Genomic DNA, 16,148 nt, shown 5'->3' on the forward strand with positions numbered 1-16,148 from the left:
TCAGCCGTCCAGATCGATGTGCATCGAATACGCGAAACGGTCACCGGGATGGTGACTGACCGAAATCTCGAAGATGCGACCCGCTCCATCCCAGTAGCAGCGCAAGATGCGCAGCACGGGCGCGCGGCGGGGGATACCCAGCACATCGGCGATATCGGCTCCGGCGGCGATCGCCTGGATATCCTGGGTGACCCGCCCCACGCTGATCCCGGCGAGTTGCTCGAGCTGACCGAACAGGGTGTTGGCGCCCAGATCGAAGCGGGCGACGGCGTCGGCGAGGGATGCGTGGAAATACGCGTCGGTGGCCGCGATCGGCAGCGCGTCGCCCTCGCGGCGGCGGACCCCGCGCAGCAAGATCCAATCGGCGGTCGCATCGGCGTCGGTCTGTTCCGCGACTTTGCGCGGCAGCGGCATCGCCCCGGCGACCGCGTACACCACTTTCGAGCCGCGCGCGTATTGGAGGATTTCGCCGACGTTCGAGAGCGGCTGGTGCAGCGTCCCCCCCTTGCCGCGGCGGGCTGAACGGTGGTGCCCGAACCGCGGCGGCGCGCGATCAGGCCTTCGTTCTGCAGCCGCCGCAAAGCCTCACGCACCGTGAAGCGGCTGACCCCGTAGCGTTGGCAAAGCTCGTTCTCGGTCGGAAACAGATCGCGTGCGGTAAACTTGCCCGAGAGGATCTCGCCGCGCAGTTCGCTCGCCAATTGCAGATAACGGGGCATTTCGCGCTGCTCGGCAAGCTCGGCCGTGGTGCTCAAGTCGGTCTCCCGCCACAGCCGGAAAGTTGTCCGGACGTTTCAGCGCCTGGGTATGGGGTTTGCGCCCGATGAGCGCAACCACCGACCTGCTCGAATTCGCCAGCAGCGCGCATCGGCTTCCCGTGCATGTTCGCGAAGCCACCGTGCGCTTCGTTGCCGATACCCTCGCCGTGGGCGCGGCGGGGTGGACCGGTCCGGGAACCGCTGGAGTGCTCGAAACGGCCAAGACCTGGGGCCAAGACGGCCCCTGCCGTCTGCTTGGCGACGCCGATGCGCGCCTGCCGGCCAACGGCGCGGCCTACGTCAACTGTTTCGCGATCCACTGCCTCGAATGGGACGCGGTCCATGAAGGGGCAGTGGTCCACGCGATGACCGCCGTAGTACCCGCGGTCCTCGCCGCCCTCGACCGCGCCGGGCGCTCGCGCGATCCCGAAGAGGCGCTTGCGGCGATCGCGGTGGGCGTGGACATCGCCGCCGGGCTTGGCCTCGCCGCGCGCAGCGGCTTGCGCTTTTTCCGCCCGGCCATCACCGGCATCTATGGCGCCGCCGCTGCCGTGGCGCGGCTGGAAGGACTGGAGGCGAGGGCTTTTGCGGACGTTCTCGGGCTCGCCCACGCCCATGCCGCGGGGACGATGCAGGCGCACTCCGAAGGTTCGATCGCGCTCCCGCTACAGTTCGCCAATGCCGCGCGCGGGGCGCTTCAAGCGGTCGATCTTGTCAAGCACGGCCTGACCGGGCCGCACGATCCGTTTGAAGGTCCGTTCGGGCATTTCGCGCTGTTCGAGGATGGCGATCTGGCGGCTTATACCGCGAACCTGGGCACGTGGCGGATCGCCGAGCTGAGCGTGAAACCGTTTCCCTCGGGCCGGGCGAGCCACGCGGTTCTCGGTGCGCTGGCGGCGTTGCCGGAAAAGCCGGTTCAGCGCGTCGTCGCCCATGTGCCGTCGTTGATCCGGCATCTGGTTGCCCGGCCAATGGTTCGCGCGATGACCCCGGCCTATGCCCGTCTGTGCCTGCCGTTCCTCGTCGCGCTGGTGGTGAGCGAGGGCGCGATCGACCCGCGCGAGTTCACGCCCGAAACTTTCGCCCGTGCCGATCTCGCCGTGCTGGCGGCCAAGGTCGAGATCGTCGACGACGGCAATCCGGACCCCAACGCCATGGCCCCGCAACGGGTCGAGATCGTCTTCACCGATGGCTCTCGCCTTGATTTGGTGGTCCCGGCCACACTGGGGTCACCCGAACGTCCGCTCTACGGCGACGAAGCGGAGCGCAAGTATGCGTTGTGCCGCGCGCTGTCGCCGGGATCGGCCGATCCGCGGCTGTTCGACGATCCCCTCGATTATCTGGTCCGCGCATGAACCATCCCACCTACTTCGAGACCTTCGACATCGGCGAGCTGCTCGCGGCCTATCCCATCGGCGACGCCTTTACCGCGCGTTATGCCCGGATGAGCCGCGATGAGTTGTTCGCGCTGCAGGACGAGCGTTTTCGCAAGCTGATGAAGCGGGGCTGGGAAATCCCGTTCTACCGCCGCCTCTGGGGCACACAAGGAATCCAACCGGGCGACATCGCTGGGCTGGCCGACATCGCCAAGCTGCCGGTCTACGACAAGTCGGACCTGATGGCCTCGGTCGAGGCGCACCCTCCGTATGGCGATTTCGCCGGTCGGGGCGATACGCCGGTGGTTTTGCACACCACCAGCGGCACCACCGGCCGCCCGCAACCCCTGCTATTCGGGCCAAAGGGGCGCGAGATCGGCAACCTGCTGGTCGGGCGGATGTATCGCTGGATGGGCTTGCGCGCCGACGACGTGGTCCAATCTGTCTATGGCCACGGGATGATAAACGGCGGGCATTACATCCGCGAAGCGGTCACGCACTTCACCAATGCGACGTTCCTCTCGGCCGGAACCGGGATCGAGACCCGCTCGGCCCAGCAGGTGCGGCTGATGGCCGACTTCGGCGCGACCGTGCTGGTCGGGTTCGTCGATTACTTGCGCAAGCTGGCCGAGGTCGCCGAGGGCGAGGGCCTGAAGGATGCCATCTCGATCCGGATGATCATCGGCCACCTCGGCACCGAGGACCGCGCCGCGATCGAGCGCACCTGGCCTGGCGCGAAGGCCTACGACTGGTACGGGGTCGGCGATACCGGATCGATCGCCGGCGAAGGCCCCGAGCGCGATGGGCTATACGTATGGGAAGACGCGCATTTTCTCGAACTGCTCGACGTCGATAGCGGCGCCGCCGTCGATCCGGGCGGCACCGGCGACATGGTCGTGACGTGCCTCTACAAGGACGACATCGCCCCCTGCATCCGCTTCAACACCCACGACATAACCCACGAACGCGATGGCCGTGGCGAGATCGCGTTCAAGCGCATCGCCGGGTTCAAGGGGCGCAGCGACAACATGGTCAAGCTGCGCGGGATCAACGTCTTTCCCCACGCGGTCGCCGCGCTGATCGAGGATCGCGCCGACCTGACGGGCGAATACGTTTGCCGCGTCCGCCGCGACGCCGCGGGGCGCGACAGCATGGAAGTTACGCTCGAAAGCCGCGGCGGGAGCGACCTGGCGCAATTGAGCGACTTGCTGCGCCGCGGTCTGGGGGTGGAGATCGAAGTGGCGCTGTGTGAGCCAGGCGGTACCGCGGCGGCGACCCAGGTCGATGTCCGGCAGAAGCCGTTGCGGCTGATCGACGAGCGCAGGCCGTGATCGACTTCGCCGATCTCGAAGCGCGCAACGCCCCGCTCGGTGCGTTCGTCGATTTCGATCGCTCGGCAGCGTTCGGCCAGGGCCCGCTTTCGGGTACCACCGTCGGAGTCAAATCCAACATAGCGGTGCGCGGACTGCCGTGGACCGCGGGGATGGGACTGCGCCGCGGGGTCGTAGCCGAGCAGGACGCCGCGGCGGTCGCCCGCCTTCGCGGCGCCGGTGCAGCGATCCTCGGCACGCTCAACATGCACGAAGCGGCGCTGGGCTCCACCACCGACAACCCGTTCTACGGACGAACCCACAACCCGCACCGCCCCGGCCACACGCCCGGCGGCTCCTCGGGGGAAGCGCGGCGGCGGTTGCGGCGGGATTGTGCGATCTTGCGCTGGGCACCGATACGCTGGGTTCGATCCGGATTCCGGCTGCTTACTGCGGTGTTTACGGGCTCAAGCCCGGAGAGGGGGCGGTCTCCGACGACGGACTGTTCGCGCTCGATCGCTCGCTCGACGCGGTGGGACCGCTGGCGCGCGATCTCGATACGCTCGCTCGCGCCTGGGCGGTGATGGCGAGGGATTCGCACCCTTCCGGAGGCTTCACACGCAAGCTGGTGTTGCCCGGATTAGGACAAGTGGAAATCGAACCCGCTGTCCGCGCCGCGTATGAGCGGGCCGTAGCGGCGACCGATCTGCCCGCAGCCGATCTCATCCTGCCCGCCTCGCTGGACGCGATCCGTTTGGCCGCGTTCGCCCAAATCGGACGTTCGCTCGCCGCGGAACTCGGCCAGAGCAGGCACGGCGACGGCGTTTCGCGCGATCTTGCGTTTGTGATCGAGGCGGCGCTCGCCCTGCCCGCGAACCCGCCGTTGCTCGGTGAAACGCGGGCCGCGTTGCGCGAGGCCTTGGGCGAAGACGGCGTGCTGATCCTGCCCACCGCGCCGCAGGCCGCGTTCCCCCACACCCCCGCCCACCGGCGAGCCAGCCGCTGTTCACCGGCCTGGCCAACGTCGCCGGGCTGCCTGCCCTCGCCTGCCCGGCGGGCCGCGACGGCGAGGGTCTTCCGGTCGGCATCCAGCTCATCGGCCCCCAAGGGAGCGAGGCGGCGCTGATCGCTCTCGCCCGCCGTCTCGAACCTGCCCTCGGCGGCTCCACCCCGCCGCTCGTTGCCGTCTGAAAGGAGCCCGTCATGCGCATCGTCTGCCTGTTCAACCTCAAGGAGGGCGCAAGCCGCGAGGACTATGAGTCGTGGGCGCGCGGATCCGACATTCCCGGGGTCAATGCCCTGCCCAGCGTGGCCTCGTTCACCGTCCATCGCGCCACCGGCCTGTTCGGGTCCGACGCCAAACCGCCCTACGATTACATCGAGGTGATCGATATTCACGGGATGGACGGCTTCGTCGCCGACGTGTCCGATCCCGAATTCCAGAAGGTCGCCGCCGCGTTCGGCCAGTTTACCGACAACCCCACTTTCATCCTGACCGAGGACCTGTGACGTGACCAGGTTCGCGGGCAAGACGATCGTCGTGACCGGGTCCGGCCGCCAGAAGGGCCTGGGCCAGGCGATCCTGCAACGCTTTGCAAACGAAGGCGCCAACTGCGTGGTCTCCGACGTGACGATCGGCGACGAGGCTCGCGACGTCGCCGAAGATCTGCGCGGTCGCGGCGCGCAAGTGCTGACCGTGGCTTGCGACGTCTCCGATTCCGCGCAGTGCGATGCGCTCGTCGCCGCCGCGGCCGATGCCTTCGGCGGGGTCGACATCATGGTCAACAACGCCGGGATCGGGTTCATGATGAAGCCGCTGCTCGAAGTCGATCCCGCCGACTGGGCCAAGGTCGTCGCGGTCAACCTTTCGGGCGCGTTCTACTGCACTCAGGCGGCCGCGCGCGACATGGTCAAGCGCGGAAAAGGCGGCCGGATCGTCAACATCGCCAGCCAGGCGGCCAAGACCGGTTTCCCGCACCTGCCTGCCTACGTCAGCTCCAAGCACGGCATGATCGGCCTGACCCGCGCCAGTGCGGTCGAACTGGGCGCGCACCGGATCACGGTCAACGCGGTCTGCCCCAACCACGTCACCACCGCGCTGGGCGCCGAGCAGAACGAATACTTCTCCAAGCTGCTCGGCTTTCCCGATGTCGCGGCCTATCTCGCCAACATGGCGGCGAAGAACCCGATGGGCCGCCCCGGCCTGCCCACCGACACCGCCGCGGCGGTCGCGTGGCTGGCGAGCGACGAGGCCTTCTACGTTACCGGCGAAGCGCTCAACGTTTCAGGCGGCGAGGAAATGCACTGATGCGCGAAGAACGGATCGACTGGCCGGGCGGGGCCAAGCTGGCGCTGTCGATCGTCGTCAACGTCGAGGAAGGCTCCGAGCAATCGGTCGCGCGCGGCGACAAGGGCATGGAGCAGGTCGATGAGCTGGGCGTCTTCGTCAAAGGCCCGATCCGCAATTACGCGAACGAATCCAACTACCTCTACGGGATCAAGGCGGGCGCCCCGCGGGTCGTCAAGTTGCTGCGAGACTACGATGTCGCGGCGAGCTGGACGGTCGCAGCGCAGAGCCTGGAGAACCACCCGGAATTGGCCGAGGCGATCGTTTCGCTCGGTCACGAGCCGGTCAGCCACGGCTGGCGCTGGGTCCACCAGTTCCGGATGGACGAGGACCAGGAACGCGCCTTTATCCGCAAGGCCGTCGCCAGCCTCGAGGCCACCTGCGGCGTCCGCCCCTATGGCTGGCTCAGCCGCTATCTGCTCACCGACAACACCCGGCGGCTGTTGATCGAGGAGGGGTTCAGCTATCACATGGACGATTTTTCGGGCGATGTGCCGTTCTGGGATCGCACAACCGTCCCCGGCAAACCGATCGCAGTTGTTCCCTACCAGGTCGATACCAACGACATGAAGTTCTGGACCGACCCGGCCTACTCGCCCGACGATTGGCTGACCTATGCCAAACGCAGCTTCGATCAGCTCTATCGCGAGGGCGAGGCCGGCAATCCCAAGATGATGAGCCTTGGCTTGCATCTGCGGATCATCGGTCGGCCGGGGCGGATCTGGGCGTTCGAGGAATTCCTGCGCCACGCCAAGGCGCACGACGGGGTGTGGATCGCGACGCGCAAGGGCATCGCCGACCACCTCGCGACGGTCGATCCGGCATGAGCGTCCGGCTCGAACGCGAGGGCGTGGTCGCCCACCTGCTGATCGATCGGCCGGACAAGCGCAACGCGATGACCCTGGCGATGTGGCAGGCGATCCCCGGGCTGGTCGAACAAGCCATCGCCGATCGCGCCGTCCGCGCGCTGGTGATCCGCGCCGCCGCCCCAGGGCCGTTTTGCGCAGGCGCCGACTTGGGCGAGATCCTGGACCGCAAGGACGATCCGGCCTGGCTCGCCGAAAGCCAGGCGGCAATCAACCGCACCCAGCGCGCGGTAGCCCGCGCCACCTTGCCGACCATCGCTTTCGTCGAGGGCGACTGCATCGGCGGCGGCTGCGGGTTGGCCGTCGCATGCGACTTGCGCGTGGCGACCGCCGAGGCGCGGTTCGCGGTGACCCCCGCGAAGCTGGGCCTGGTCTATCCGCTCCACGACGTGAAGCTGTTGGTCGATCTGGTCGGTCCGGGCCAGGCCAAGCGCCTGATGTACAGCGGATCGATCATAGATGCCGACGAAGCGCTGCGGATCGGACTGGTCGAGACGATAGCGGCCAGTCCGGCAGGGCTGCTGGAACCGATCCTGGAAGTCTCCCCGTTCTCGATCCGCGAGACCAAGGGCTTCGTCCGCCGGGTGCTGGAGGGGCAGGCGGAAGACGACGACGCCACCTGGAGCACCTTCGCCGGAGCCTTCGCCGGGTCGGATTTCCGCGAGGGTGTCGGCGCGTTCGTGGCGCGGCGCAAAGCCAGGTTCGACCGATGAGCCCGACCCATGGCGCGATCGTCGGCGGGGTGGTGACGGTTCCCGATATAGACGCGGCGCTGCGCGACTACCGCGACGTGCTCGGGCTCAGGGTGATCGCGGATGGCCCCGTGGGCGACGCGCTGGCAGCCAGTTGGGGGTGCCCGGCGAATGCGGTGAGCCGGATGGCGACGCTGCGCCCGGCAAGCGGCGCGCACAGCTTCATCCGCTTGGTCGAGCAGTCCGTTCCCGAGGCATTCGTCCCGACGACCAGCTTTGGCTGGGCGTCCTACGAGCTGACCGTCCAGAATGTATTCGGCTGGCCCAAGCGGCTCGAAGGCAGCGGCTTCGACATCGTCGGACCGCCCAAGGAAATCGCGGGACTGCCCTGGTTCGTTGCGATGCAAGTCCATGGGACGGGCCGGGAGATGCTCTATTTCAACGAAACCCGCAGCAACACCCCGACCAGCGACCTGCCGTTCGCGATCTCGCCGATCGATCACATCTTCATCGTGATTCTCGCCGCGCGAGATCGGAATGCGAGCGTCGCCTGGTATCGCGAGAACCTTGGCCTCGACGAAGGCGACACCCACGTCATCGAATACTCGATGATCAACAAGGCCTTCGGGCTGCCCGCGGGAACGCAATCGGGTCTGACCATGATCTGCAAGGGCCGGATGCCGATCGTGGAGATCGACGACTACCCCGCGCAGGCCGGCGATCGCCCCCGCGACCCCGGGCATCTTCCGCCCGGCAACGCGCTGGTGAGCCTTGCAGTGAAGAGCCTCGACGCCTGCCGCTGCGACTGGATCGTAGGCCCCGCGGTGCATGACGGTTCGCTTTATGCGGGACGGCGCAGCGCAACGACGCTGGGTCCTGCCGGCGAATTGCTCGAACTGATAGAACTCGCCTGAACATGGCGCGGCGATCCTACGTCGATGGCCCGTTCGGCCAGGTCCACCTCCGCGAGGCCGGAATTCCCTTCCCCGACCAAGCCCAGCCTGGTTTGCCTCCACCTCAGCCCGATGAGCAGCCGGGTCTACGAGCACTTCATCGATGCACATGCTGCGCAAGGCGGCCATGCGCTCGCGATCGACACTCCCGGTTTCGGGCTATCCGACCGGCCGCCATCGCCGCCTGACATCGCCGATTACGCTCGCTCGCTTGTGGCGACGCTCGATGCACTCGGCTTGTCCGGTAGGGTCGATTTGATGGGATACCATACGGGTTCGATGATCGCCGCCGAGACCGCGATCGCGGTCCCTAATCGGGTGCGCAGGCTAGTGCTGGTCGCTGCACCCCAGTTCACGGCGGAAGAGCTGACAGCGCTCCAAGACGAATTCGCCCCAGTCGAGCCACGGGTCGACGGCGGACATCTGACGTATCGATGGCGCCGCTTTGCCCAGCATTATCTCGGCAACGGATTGCCGCTGGAAGATGCCGCGGAGCTTTTTACCGAGGGATTTCTGGGAGGTCGCTTCGAATGGTGGGGTCATCGCGCGGCGTTCGCTTATCCACCCGGCATGCGACTGGACGAAATCGCGCAGCCGATCCTCGTGCTGAATCCTGCCGACGACCTGCGCAACGCCACCAACCGCGCGGAGGGACGACTGCGCAAAGGCCGGATCGTAGACCTCGACGACTGGGGCCATGGCTTTCTGGATGTCCACACGACTGCCGCTGTTCGGCTCGTCCGCTCGTTCCTCGATGCACCCAGCGATGCGCCGTTAGCCAATCTGGCGATGCCGGAATGACTTACGGCGCAGCGCCGGAATCGCGCGTGCAACTGCCCTGGACCCAGCGCAAGTTGATCCCGATCAGGCGCGCATCGGGATCGGCCCACGAATAGGAAACCGCCTTCTCGGGCGCATCGGGTTTGATCACGTAGAGCACGAGCGATGGGCGGTTTGTCGAGGGGGCGGGCCAGACGACGTTGCGGACGCGAAAGATCGCTTGCGGCGCGCCGCTGCCACCGCCGCCCAGCGTCACCCGGCCACCCTGATCGTGGAGCTTGAGCTTGCCCGCGAACAGCGTGTCGTCGCTGCCATCGGCCTTCCTGGCGAAGCGCGGGATCGCCATCCAGCACGTGAAGGGCGTGCCATGGCGCAATTCGGTGCGGCGCCCGTCGGCCAGCGCCATCCACCAGCGCCCGTCGCCGTCGCGGGTCATGCCCGAGACCGGCAATTCCCGCCAATCGCTGTTGGCCGCGCCATAGGCATCGACCTTTCGCCAGCGGCCGTTTGCAATCTCTATTCCGAGCCAATCGAGCGCGGCGGCGCCCCTTTCGGCGGTGAAATAGCGGTCCTCTTCGTTCGTCCATGATCCTTGCGCCGGCATAAGCGCAAGCGGGGGCGCCGCGCCGATCGCGAGCAGCGCAGCGAGCGCGAGGAAAGGCCTGGAATCCATGCACGATGCTTATCCTCAAAAGCGCCGATTGCAAATATGTCCGGACAACTTAAAGTCGCCCGAGGAGGATCCGGATGGTGAGGAAGATCTTGCTGGCGTTCGTCCCGGCGGCAGTCGGGGCCGCGGCGGGTCACGCCCAACCTCCCGCAGATGCACGCGCCGTTGTCGAGCAGGCGATCGCCGTCGCGGGGGGTGTAACCTGGCTCAGTCCCACCACACTGGCGCTCGAAGGGACCGCCGACTTCTACGCGCCCAACCAAGCAGAGCCGGTCAGCCATGCCGACGACTACCGGATGTGGCGGGCGATGGACGCGAACCGCACCGTTGCCCACGGCGCCGACGGCAAGGTCAAGATCCTCGCCCGCGCGGGGACGCGGACCCTGTTCGAAGTGGGTTACGACGGGGACACCACCTGGAACGACAAGGGCATCGCTCCCAAGGCCGAGGCCGAGGCGCTGTGGGCGTCCAACTTCGGCTTCGGCATCATTCGCCAGGCGCTAAAGGACGGGTTCAAGCTCGAAAATGCGCCACCGCGGGAGTTGGCCGGGCATACCCTGGACATGGTCCGGATCGTCGATCCGCACGGCCAAGCAACGTTGTTCGGGATCGACCGGGAAAGCCACTTCATCCGCTACATGGGCTTCGCCACGCCCAAAGGCTGGCACGAGCGCCACTACGACGACTTCGTGATGCTGGAGAACCCGCGCTGGCTCCAGGCGCGCGAGGTCACGCTGTTCTACAATGGGATCAAGGCCAACACCGTCCACTGGCGCACCGCCCGGGTCAATGCGCCGTTGGATGCCGCCACTTTCACGGTCCCGGCCCGGTTTGCGCAGGAGAGACCCAAATGACCGCTTGGCTGATCGTCACCGCGCACGTCACCGATCGCGAAGGCTTCATGGCGGGCTACGCCCCGGCCGCCGCCGCCCTCGTCGAGAAGTTCGGAGGCCGCTACGTTGTCCGCGCGCCGGGCGCCCAGCAACTCGAGGGCACCGGCGGGGGCGGCGCATCGGTGGTGGTGTCCGAATGGCCCGACAAGGCCGCCGCGCTCAGCTTCTGGAATTCAGCCGAGTACGCCGCAGTGAAGCGCCTGCGCGAAGGAAAGGCCGACGTTTCGGTGCTACTGGTTTAGCGACGGACCTTCGCCCCCCGCGCCTACATGACCGGGCGTACCGCCACGCCATTCATGCGCATCTCGTAGTGGAGGTGAGGTCCGGTCGAACGGCCGGTGCTGCCGACGTAGCCGATCACTTCGCCTTTGCGCACCGCCTGGCCAGGCGCCACCGCGAGGCCGGACATGTGGCCATACCGGGTTTCGAGGCCGCCGCCGTGCTCGAGCCTGACCGACAGCCCATAGCCACCGCTCCAGCCGGCCTGGCCGACCACGCCGTCGGATGTGGCGAGGATCGGCGACCCGGTCGGGGCCGCCAGATCGATCCCGGAATGCATTCTGATCCCGCCGAGCAGCGGGTGCGTGCGCAACCCGAACCCGCTCGTAAGCGCGCCTCTGCTCAACGGCATGCGTGAGGGTAGCGACATAGTCCCCAGCACAGGCCCCACCACGGGGCGGGTCCTGGAGAAGGTTGCGATGGCGGCAATCCCCGAAAATGCCGACTTTCCCGCATAGACCGGGCGCCCCTCGAAATCGAGCGCGCGGCCGACTTGAATGCGGACAGGCTGGCCATCGTCGGCGGTGGCCGTACCGGCGGCGATTTGGGGATGACCAGCAGCGGAGTTCCCGAAAGCTTCGGGCGGCATTGCATCGCCGGCCAATGCCGGGCTCACCACCAGCGACGGGGCGAGGGTCACGCAAAGAGCCTTCAGCGCCCAGGTGGGGCATCCGGCGAAGGCGGACCTCATGACACCAGCGCCTGCGCCGCGACCGCGCCGGTGGCGATGGCGACCCCATAGGGGACCAGGGCCGACCCCGCTGCCGCTTTCGGTTTGGCCGAACCGCCGATACGGCGCGCAACAAACCACACCAAAAGCAGCAGCAAACCTGCAAGTGAGACGCATAGCAACAGCGTTAAACCCATCCGCAACGGAAACCAGGCAGCGCACGCCGCATAGAATTTGGCGTCGCCGCCACCGATCCAGCCGACGCGGAACAGCCCCATTCCGCCGATCAGGGCGATCGCCATGTGCGCCAGCGGCGACCAGATCGCGGCGCCTCCGTTGCTCGCGACATACGCTCCCAAACCCGCCAGCGCCGTCACCAGACACAGCCAATTGGGAAGCTGCCGTCGCGCGAGGTCCAGCCAGGCGCCACCAAGCGCGCACAAGCCGAGCAACGCGGTGGCGACGGCCGGCATCGCTTCAACGTTTCGCAAGCGCGGCGAGATCGAGCCGCACCGGATAGGCTTGGCGCGCGCGCGGCGCCGCGATCTGGCCGAACTGAGGATTGCGGCGCCGCGGATCGCGCGAGACCGCGGGCGGCTCGGCAGGCGAGGTGCGGATCGCCACCTCCTGGCGCGACACCCGAGTCAGCGCCGCGGAAGGCGTCGGCAGCGTGATACGAACCACCGAAGGCCCGGCACGAAACTGGCGCTCGAGCGGCGCCGCTTCGTCCGCCGCGGCGACTGCGTCCGGTTCGGTCGCCGAAGCCGGTTCGACCGCGGGTACAGCCGCGGACTTGGCCATGGCCGCCTCACGCGTTCTATAGAATCGCGCCAGGTTCGCAGCGAACCGCGGATCGCCCGGGTCCTCCGCGATCGCCGCCTGAAAATAACGTTCGGCCAGATCGCCACGGTCGAGCATGGCATAGGCCACCGCAAGGCCGTTGTGAGCTTGCGGTGCGGTGGTAATATCGAGCGCGGCGGCCCGGAATGAGGCGATCGCCGAGGCGACCTGACCGTCGCGCAGAAATTGGCGGCCCTCCTCGAGCGCGATCGATGATTGGGCCGGTTGGATTTCCGCACCTATCGGGCGCACTTCCAGCTTGGCGTGATGCCCGAATATCGATTGGCAACCGCTCAAGAGCAGCACCGCGGTGGTCCCTGCGAACAGCTTCTTCATGATTTGCCCCCTTGGTTGAACTGGCTAACCCCCGGCCAGCAGCGGAAGAATTTGCCGGACCACCCGCACCGCCGCGGGCAGCATCAACACCCCGATCATCGTCGGCAGCATGCAGACCACCAGCGGGATCGAAATCAGCACCGGCAGCCGGTGCGCCTTCTCTTCGGCGCGCATTCGCCGCCGCTCGCGCATTTCGGCGGCGTAGACGCGCAAGGTCGTCGAAATGCTCGTGCCAAGCTTGTCGGATTGGATGAGCAGCGTGGTGAACGAGCGGATCTCGTCGACCCCGGCGGTGTCCGCCATCCGGCGGAAGGCATCCTCGCGCGAGGCACCGGCGCGCAACTGGAGGGTGGTGACCGAGATCAGCTCCGCCACCAGCGGGTGCGAATGGACCATTTCCCGGCCGACCCTGTCCATCGCTGCCTCGATGCCAAGGCCCGCCTCGACACAAACGAGGATCAGATCAAGGCAGTCGGGAAAACCATTGATGATCTCTTCACGGCGCCGGTCGGCCCTGGCACGGACATACAGGTTCGGCATGTACAAGCCGAGCAGCGCGAGTCCGACGCCGATCGCATAAGTCTTGAAGAACGAAGGCGGCTGGTCTCCGGAATAGGCGAGCGCGACATATCCCAGCGGAAGGACGAACACGAGCGCGAGCCTGACGAGGGTGTAGATTCGCGGGGCCGAAGTCGCGCGAAACCCCGCCGCGACCAGCTTGGCGCGGAGCCGCTCGTTCTGGGTATCCGCCAGGCTCAGGCCCGCGCGTTCCACCGCATCGGCCAGCTTCGCCCAGGCGGTGTCGTTGGAAGCGCGCAGGCTGTCCTTGACCTTGCCGTGGACCAACAGGCCACCGGTGGTCAATTCGCGCAGTTCGCTGCGAACCAGGGAGCGGCGGGACAAGAAGGTCATCACCACGAACGCCGCGGTGACGACCAAGCCGAACACGATAAGCAGGATGGTGATGCGGGCGATGCTGCTGGTGGCGGCGAGCTGGAACATGACCTTAGACCTTCAGATCGACCATGCGGCGGATCATGATGAAACCGATGAGATAAATGACGATCAGCATGGGGAACCCGATGACGAAAATCGGGTCCTTGGCGACATCGAGATAAAACCGCGGGTTGACCAAGAACAGGCCGACGAATGTGAGGATCGGAAGCACCGTGAGCATCCACCCGGTCATCCGCCCTTCCGAGCTCAGCGCGCGGACCTTCATGTAGAGGCTCGATCGCGCCCGGATGACCTCGGAGAGGTTTTGCAGGATCTCGGCAAGGTTGCCGCCGGTTTCGGACTGCACCGAAAGCGAGACCACGAACATCCGCATGTCGTCGAGATCCCAGCGCTCCGCCATGTCCTCGAGCGCTTCCGACAGCTCCGCGCCATAGGCGACTTCGTCGGACACCAGTCCAAACTCGCTGCCAATGGGATCTTCCATCTCGGTGGTGAGCAGGTCGATCGCCGAAGCGATCGGATGGCCCGAACGCAAGGCGCGGACGAACACGTCCAGGGCGATGGGGAACTGCTCCTCGATCCGCTTGCGGCGCCGCTGCGAGATGAAGTTGATCGCCAGCAGCGGGAGCGCGACGGCCGCGGCGAAAGCCACCGACACCGTCATCTGCAGCACGCCGAAATTGAGCGGAAACCCGCCCGCCCTGGCCCCGAGCAGCAGCAACACGCACAGCAGCAGAAACAGCCCGCCCATCGCGACGACGATCTGCGACGGCGACAGCGGCAACGCCGATCCCATCAGCATGCGTTGCAACTGCTGCAGCCGGGTCGCGATCATCGGCGGCCAGCCGGCGAAGTCGCGCGGGGTGTTCTTGCGCAACCGTGCGACGACATCCTCGCGGCTTCCGCCTTCGCGAATCATCCGCAGCCGCAAATTGACCGCACCGGTCTCGGCGCGGCGCCGCCAGGCGCTGCCGACCACGACTTGGCTGACCATGAAGATCGACGCGAAGATCGCCGACAGCAGCAGGATCCTGATCAGAGCGTCCTGCATCTCAGGTCTTCAGATCGGGGCGGAACAGCTCGGCCGGCAGTTCGATGCCGTGCGCCGCCGCGTCGTTGAGGAACTTGGGCCGGATCCCGGTCGCTTCGAAGTGGCCCAGGACCATGTTGTCGGCATCGCGGCCGGTCATCTTGAAGCGGAATATCTCCTGCATGGTGATCGTCTCGCCCTCCATGCCGGTGATCTCCGAGATGCTCATCACCTTGCGCCGCCCGTCGGAAAGGCGGCCGACCTGAACGACCACGTTGATCGCCGAAGCAATCTGCGCGCGCGCCGAGCGCGGAGAAATCTCGATCCCGCTCATCCCGATCATCTGCTCGACGCGCGAAAGCGCATCGCGCGCGGTGTTGGCGTGGACCGTGGTCATCGAACCATCGTGGCCGGTGTTCATCGCCTGGAGCATGTCGAAGGCTTCGCCGGCCCGAACCTCGCCGACGATGATCCGGTCGGGCCGCATCCGCAGCGCGTTCTTGACAAGATCGCGTTGGGTGACCTCGCCCTTGCCCTCGATGTTGGGGGGCCGGGTCTCGAGCCTTGCGGTGTGTTCCTGCTGGAGTTGAAGTTCGGCGGAGTCCTCGATCGTGACGATGCGCTCGCGCTCGTCGATGTACGACGACATCGCGTTGAGCAGCGTGGTCTTGCCCGAACCCGTTCCCCCGGAGATCAAGACGTTGCGGCGCGACTGGACGATCGCACGCAAGGCGTCGGCGATGGACTCGGGAATGCTGCCGAATTCGATCAAGCGCGCGATGCTGATCGGCCGCTTGGCGAACTTGCGGATCGAGAGCAGCGAACCGTCGATCGCCAGCGGCGCGACGATGGCATTGACCCGAGATCCATCCGCGAGGCGAGCGTCGACGAAGGGTGAGGACTCGTCCACCCGGCGGCCGACCGCGCTGACGATCTTCTGGATGATCCGCAGCAGATGACGCTCGTCCTGGAAGCGGGTCGCGACTTTCTCCAGGATGCCCTGCCGCTCGACGAACACGGTCTCGTGCCCGTTGACGAGGATATCGGTGATGCTCTCGTCCTTGAGCAGCGGCTCTAGCGGACCCAGGCCGAGCAATTCGTCGAGTACATCGAGGACCAGCGCGGTCTTCTCGCGCGAGTTGAGCGGCTCGCGCTGCGCCTCGAGCAATTCGCCGACGATCTCGGCGATCTCCGCCTGAATCTGCTCGCGCGAAAGCTTGTCGAGGGCCGACAGGTTGATGCGTTCGAGCAGCGAGCGGTGGATCGAGACCTTGAGGTCGATCATCCGATCGAGCGGCGCCTCGGGCGGCACGGGACGGACGATCGTGCGCGGGGTGGCTTCGGCGGGCTCGAACCGCTCCGCTTCGTCGGGCCGTTTGACGCTCCACAAA

The 16,148-nt window shown here is 66.7% G+C and carries 19 protein-coding genes and 2 pseudogenes; 12 read left to right on the top strand and 9 right to left on the bottom strand.

Features of this window, described 5'->3' with window-relative positions:
- Window positions 1-438: a UTRA domain-containing protein gene (locus GKE62_RS18895; RefSeq protein WP_230206993.1), complete on the bottom strand. Its 438-nt coding sequence runs from the start codon at window positions 436-438 to the stop codon at window positions 1-3.
- 143 nt (window positions 439-581) lie between these two features.
- Window positions 582-719, bottom strand: a pseudogene (locus GKE62_RS18900) (GntR family transcriptional regulator); the annotation flags it as partial.
- A 104-nt stretch (window positions 720-823) separates the two neighbouring features.
- Here GKE62_RS18900 and GKE62_RS07650 point away from each other — a divergent pair.
- The 10 genes and pseudogenes from GKE62_RS07650 (at window position 824) to GKE62_RS07695 (ending at window position 9,103) form a co-directional block, all read left to right on the top strand.
- A complete protein-coding gene (locus GKE62_RS07650; RefSeq protein ID WP_154691731.1) occupies window positions 824-2,113 on the top strand; it encodes an MmgE/PrpD family protein in 1,290 nt (429 codons plus the stop codon).
- On the top strand, window positions 2,110-3,465 hold the full coding sequence (locus GKE62_RS07655) for a phenylacetate--CoA ligase family protein (protein ID WP_154691732.1): 1,356 nt from the start codon (window positions 2,110-2,112) through the stop codon (window positions 3,463-3,465). The genes GKE62_RS07650 and GKE62_RS07655 overlap by 4 nt, the downstream gene beginning before the upstream one ends.
- Window positions 3,462-3,985, top strand: a pseudogene (locus tag GKE62_RS07660) (amidase family protein); the annotation flags it as partial. The gene GKE62_RS07655 and the pseudogene GKE62_RS07660, both read left to right, overlap by 4 nt.
- Before the next feature lie 491 nt (window positions 3,986-4,476).
- On the top strand, window positions 4,477-4,635 hold the full coding sequence (locus tag GKE62_RS19690) for a hypothetical protein (RefSeq protein ID WP_370516091.1): 159 nt from the start codon (window positions 4,477-4,479) through the stop codon (window positions 4,633-4,635).
- A gap of 12 nt (window positions 4,636-4,647) precedes the next feature.
- Entirely contained in the window at window positions 4,648-4,953 is a 306-nt protein-coding gene (locus GKE62_RS07670; protein ID WP_154691734.1) for an REDY-like protein HapK, read from the top strand.
- 1 nt (window position 4,954) lies between these two features.
- Entirely contained in the window at window positions 4,955-5,752 is a 798-nt protein-coding gene (locus tag GKE62_RS07675) for an SDR family NAD(P)-dependent oxidoreductase (protein WP_154691735.1), read from the top strand.
- On the top strand, window positions 5,752-6,618 hold the full coding sequence (locus GKE62_RS07680) for a polysaccharide deacetylase family protein (protein ID WP_154691736.1): 867 nt from the start codon (window positions 5,752-5,754) through the stop codon (window positions 6,616-6,618). The genes GKE62_RS07675 and GKE62_RS07680 overlap by 1 nt, the downstream gene beginning before the upstream one ends.
- Entirely contained in the window at window positions 6,615-7,370 is a 756-nt protein-coding gene (locus GKE62_RS07685) for an enoyl-CoA hydratase/isomerase family protein (protein WP_154691737.1), read from the top strand. The genes GKE62_RS07680 and GKE62_RS07685 overlap by 4 nt, the downstream gene beginning before the upstream one ends.
- Complete coding sequence (locus GKE62_RS07690) at window positions 7,367-8,263, top strand: VOC family protein (RefSeq protein ID WP_154691738.1); 897 nt, start codon at window positions 7,367-7,369, stop codon at window positions 8,261-8,263. Before GKE62_RS07685 ends, GKE62_RS07690 begins: the two co-directional genes overlap by 4 nt.
- A 24-nt stretch (window positions 8,264-8,287) precedes the next feature.
- A complete protein-coding gene (locus GKE62_RS07695; RefSeq protein ID WP_154691739.1) occupies window positions 8,288-9,103 on the top strand; it encodes an alpha/beta fold hydrolase in 816 nt (271 codons plus the stop codon).
- Between the two features lies 1 nt (window position 9,104).
- Here GKE62_RS07695 and GKE62_RS07700 read toward each other — a convergent pair whose 3' ends face one another.
- Window positions 9,105-9,755 (bottom strand): hypothetical protein, encoded by a 651-nt coding sequence (locus GKE62_RS07700; RefSeq protein ID WP_154691740.1) that lies wholly within the window; start codon window positions 9,753-9,755, stop codon window positions 9,105-9,107.
- A gap of 74 nt (window positions 9,756-9,829) precedes the next feature.
- Here GKE62_RS07700 and GKE62_RS07705 point away from each other — a divergent pair, with 74 nt between their 5' ends.
- Window positions 9,830-10,606 carry a hypothetical protein gene (locus GKE62_RS07705; RefSeq protein ID WP_154691741.1) on the top strand — a complete coding sequence of 259 codons (777 nt, stop codon included), beginning with the start codon at window positions 9,830-9,832 and terminating at the stop codon, window positions 10,604-10,606.
- Window positions 10,603-10,887 (top strand): DUF1330 domain-containing protein, encoded by a 285-nt coding sequence (locus GKE62_RS07710; protein WP_154691742.1) that lies wholly within the window; start codon window positions 10,603-10,605, stop codon window positions 10,885-10,887. The genes GKE62_RS07705 and GKE62_RS07710 overlap by 4 nt, the downstream gene beginning before the upstream one ends.
- A 23-nt stretch (window positions 10,888-10,910) precedes the next feature.
- Here the strand turns inward: GKE62_RS07710 and GKE62_RS07715 are convergent, their stop codons facing one another.
- From GKE62_RS07715 to GKE62_RS07740, 6 genes are read right to left on the bottom strand one after another with little or no spacing between them, the layout of a single operon-like run.
- Entirely contained in the window at window positions 10,911-11,615 is a 705-nt protein-coding gene (locus GKE62_RS07715) for a M23 family metallopeptidase (RefSeq protein WP_230206995.1), read from the bottom strand.
- On the bottom strand, window positions 11,612-12,067 hold the full coding sequence (locus GKE62_RS07720; RefSeq protein ID WP_154691743.1) for a prepilin peptidase: 456 nt from the start codon (window positions 12,065-12,067) through the stop codon (window positions 11,612-11,614). Before GKE62_RS07720 ends, GKE62_RS07715 begins: the two co-directional genes overlap by 4 nt.
- Window positions 12,068-12,071: 4 nt before the next feature.
- Complete coding sequence (locus GKE62_RS07725) at window positions 12,072-12,770, bottom strand: tetratricopeptide repeat protein (protein ID WP_154691744.1); 699 nt, start codon at window positions 12,768-12,770, stop codon at window positions 12,072-12,074.
- A gap of 24 nt (window positions 12,771-12,794) precedes the next feature.
- Entirely contained in the window at window positions 12,795-13,772 is a 978-nt protein-coding gene (locus tag GKE62_RS07730; protein ID WP_154691745.1) for a type II secretion system F family protein, read from the bottom strand.
- A gap of 4 nt (window positions 13,773-13,776) precedes the next feature.
- A complete protein-coding gene (locus GKE62_RS07735; RefSeq protein ID WP_154691746.1) occupies window positions 13,777-14,778 on the bottom strand; it encodes a type II secretion system F family protein in 1,002 nt (333 codons plus the stop codon).
- A 1-nt stretch (window position 14,779) separates the two neighbouring features.
- Window positions 14,780-16,147: a CpaF family protein gene (locus GKE62_RS07740; protein WP_370516092.1), complete on the bottom strand. Its 1,368-nt coding sequence runs from the start codon at window positions 16,145-16,147 to the stop codon at window positions 14,780-14,782.
- Window position 16,148 lies beyond the last annotated feature (1 nt).

Source organism: Novosphingobium sp. Gsoil 351, assembly GCF_009707465.1.
Lineage (GTDB): Bacteria > Pseudomonadota > Alphaproteobacteria > Sphingomonadales > Sphingomonadaceae > Novosphingobium.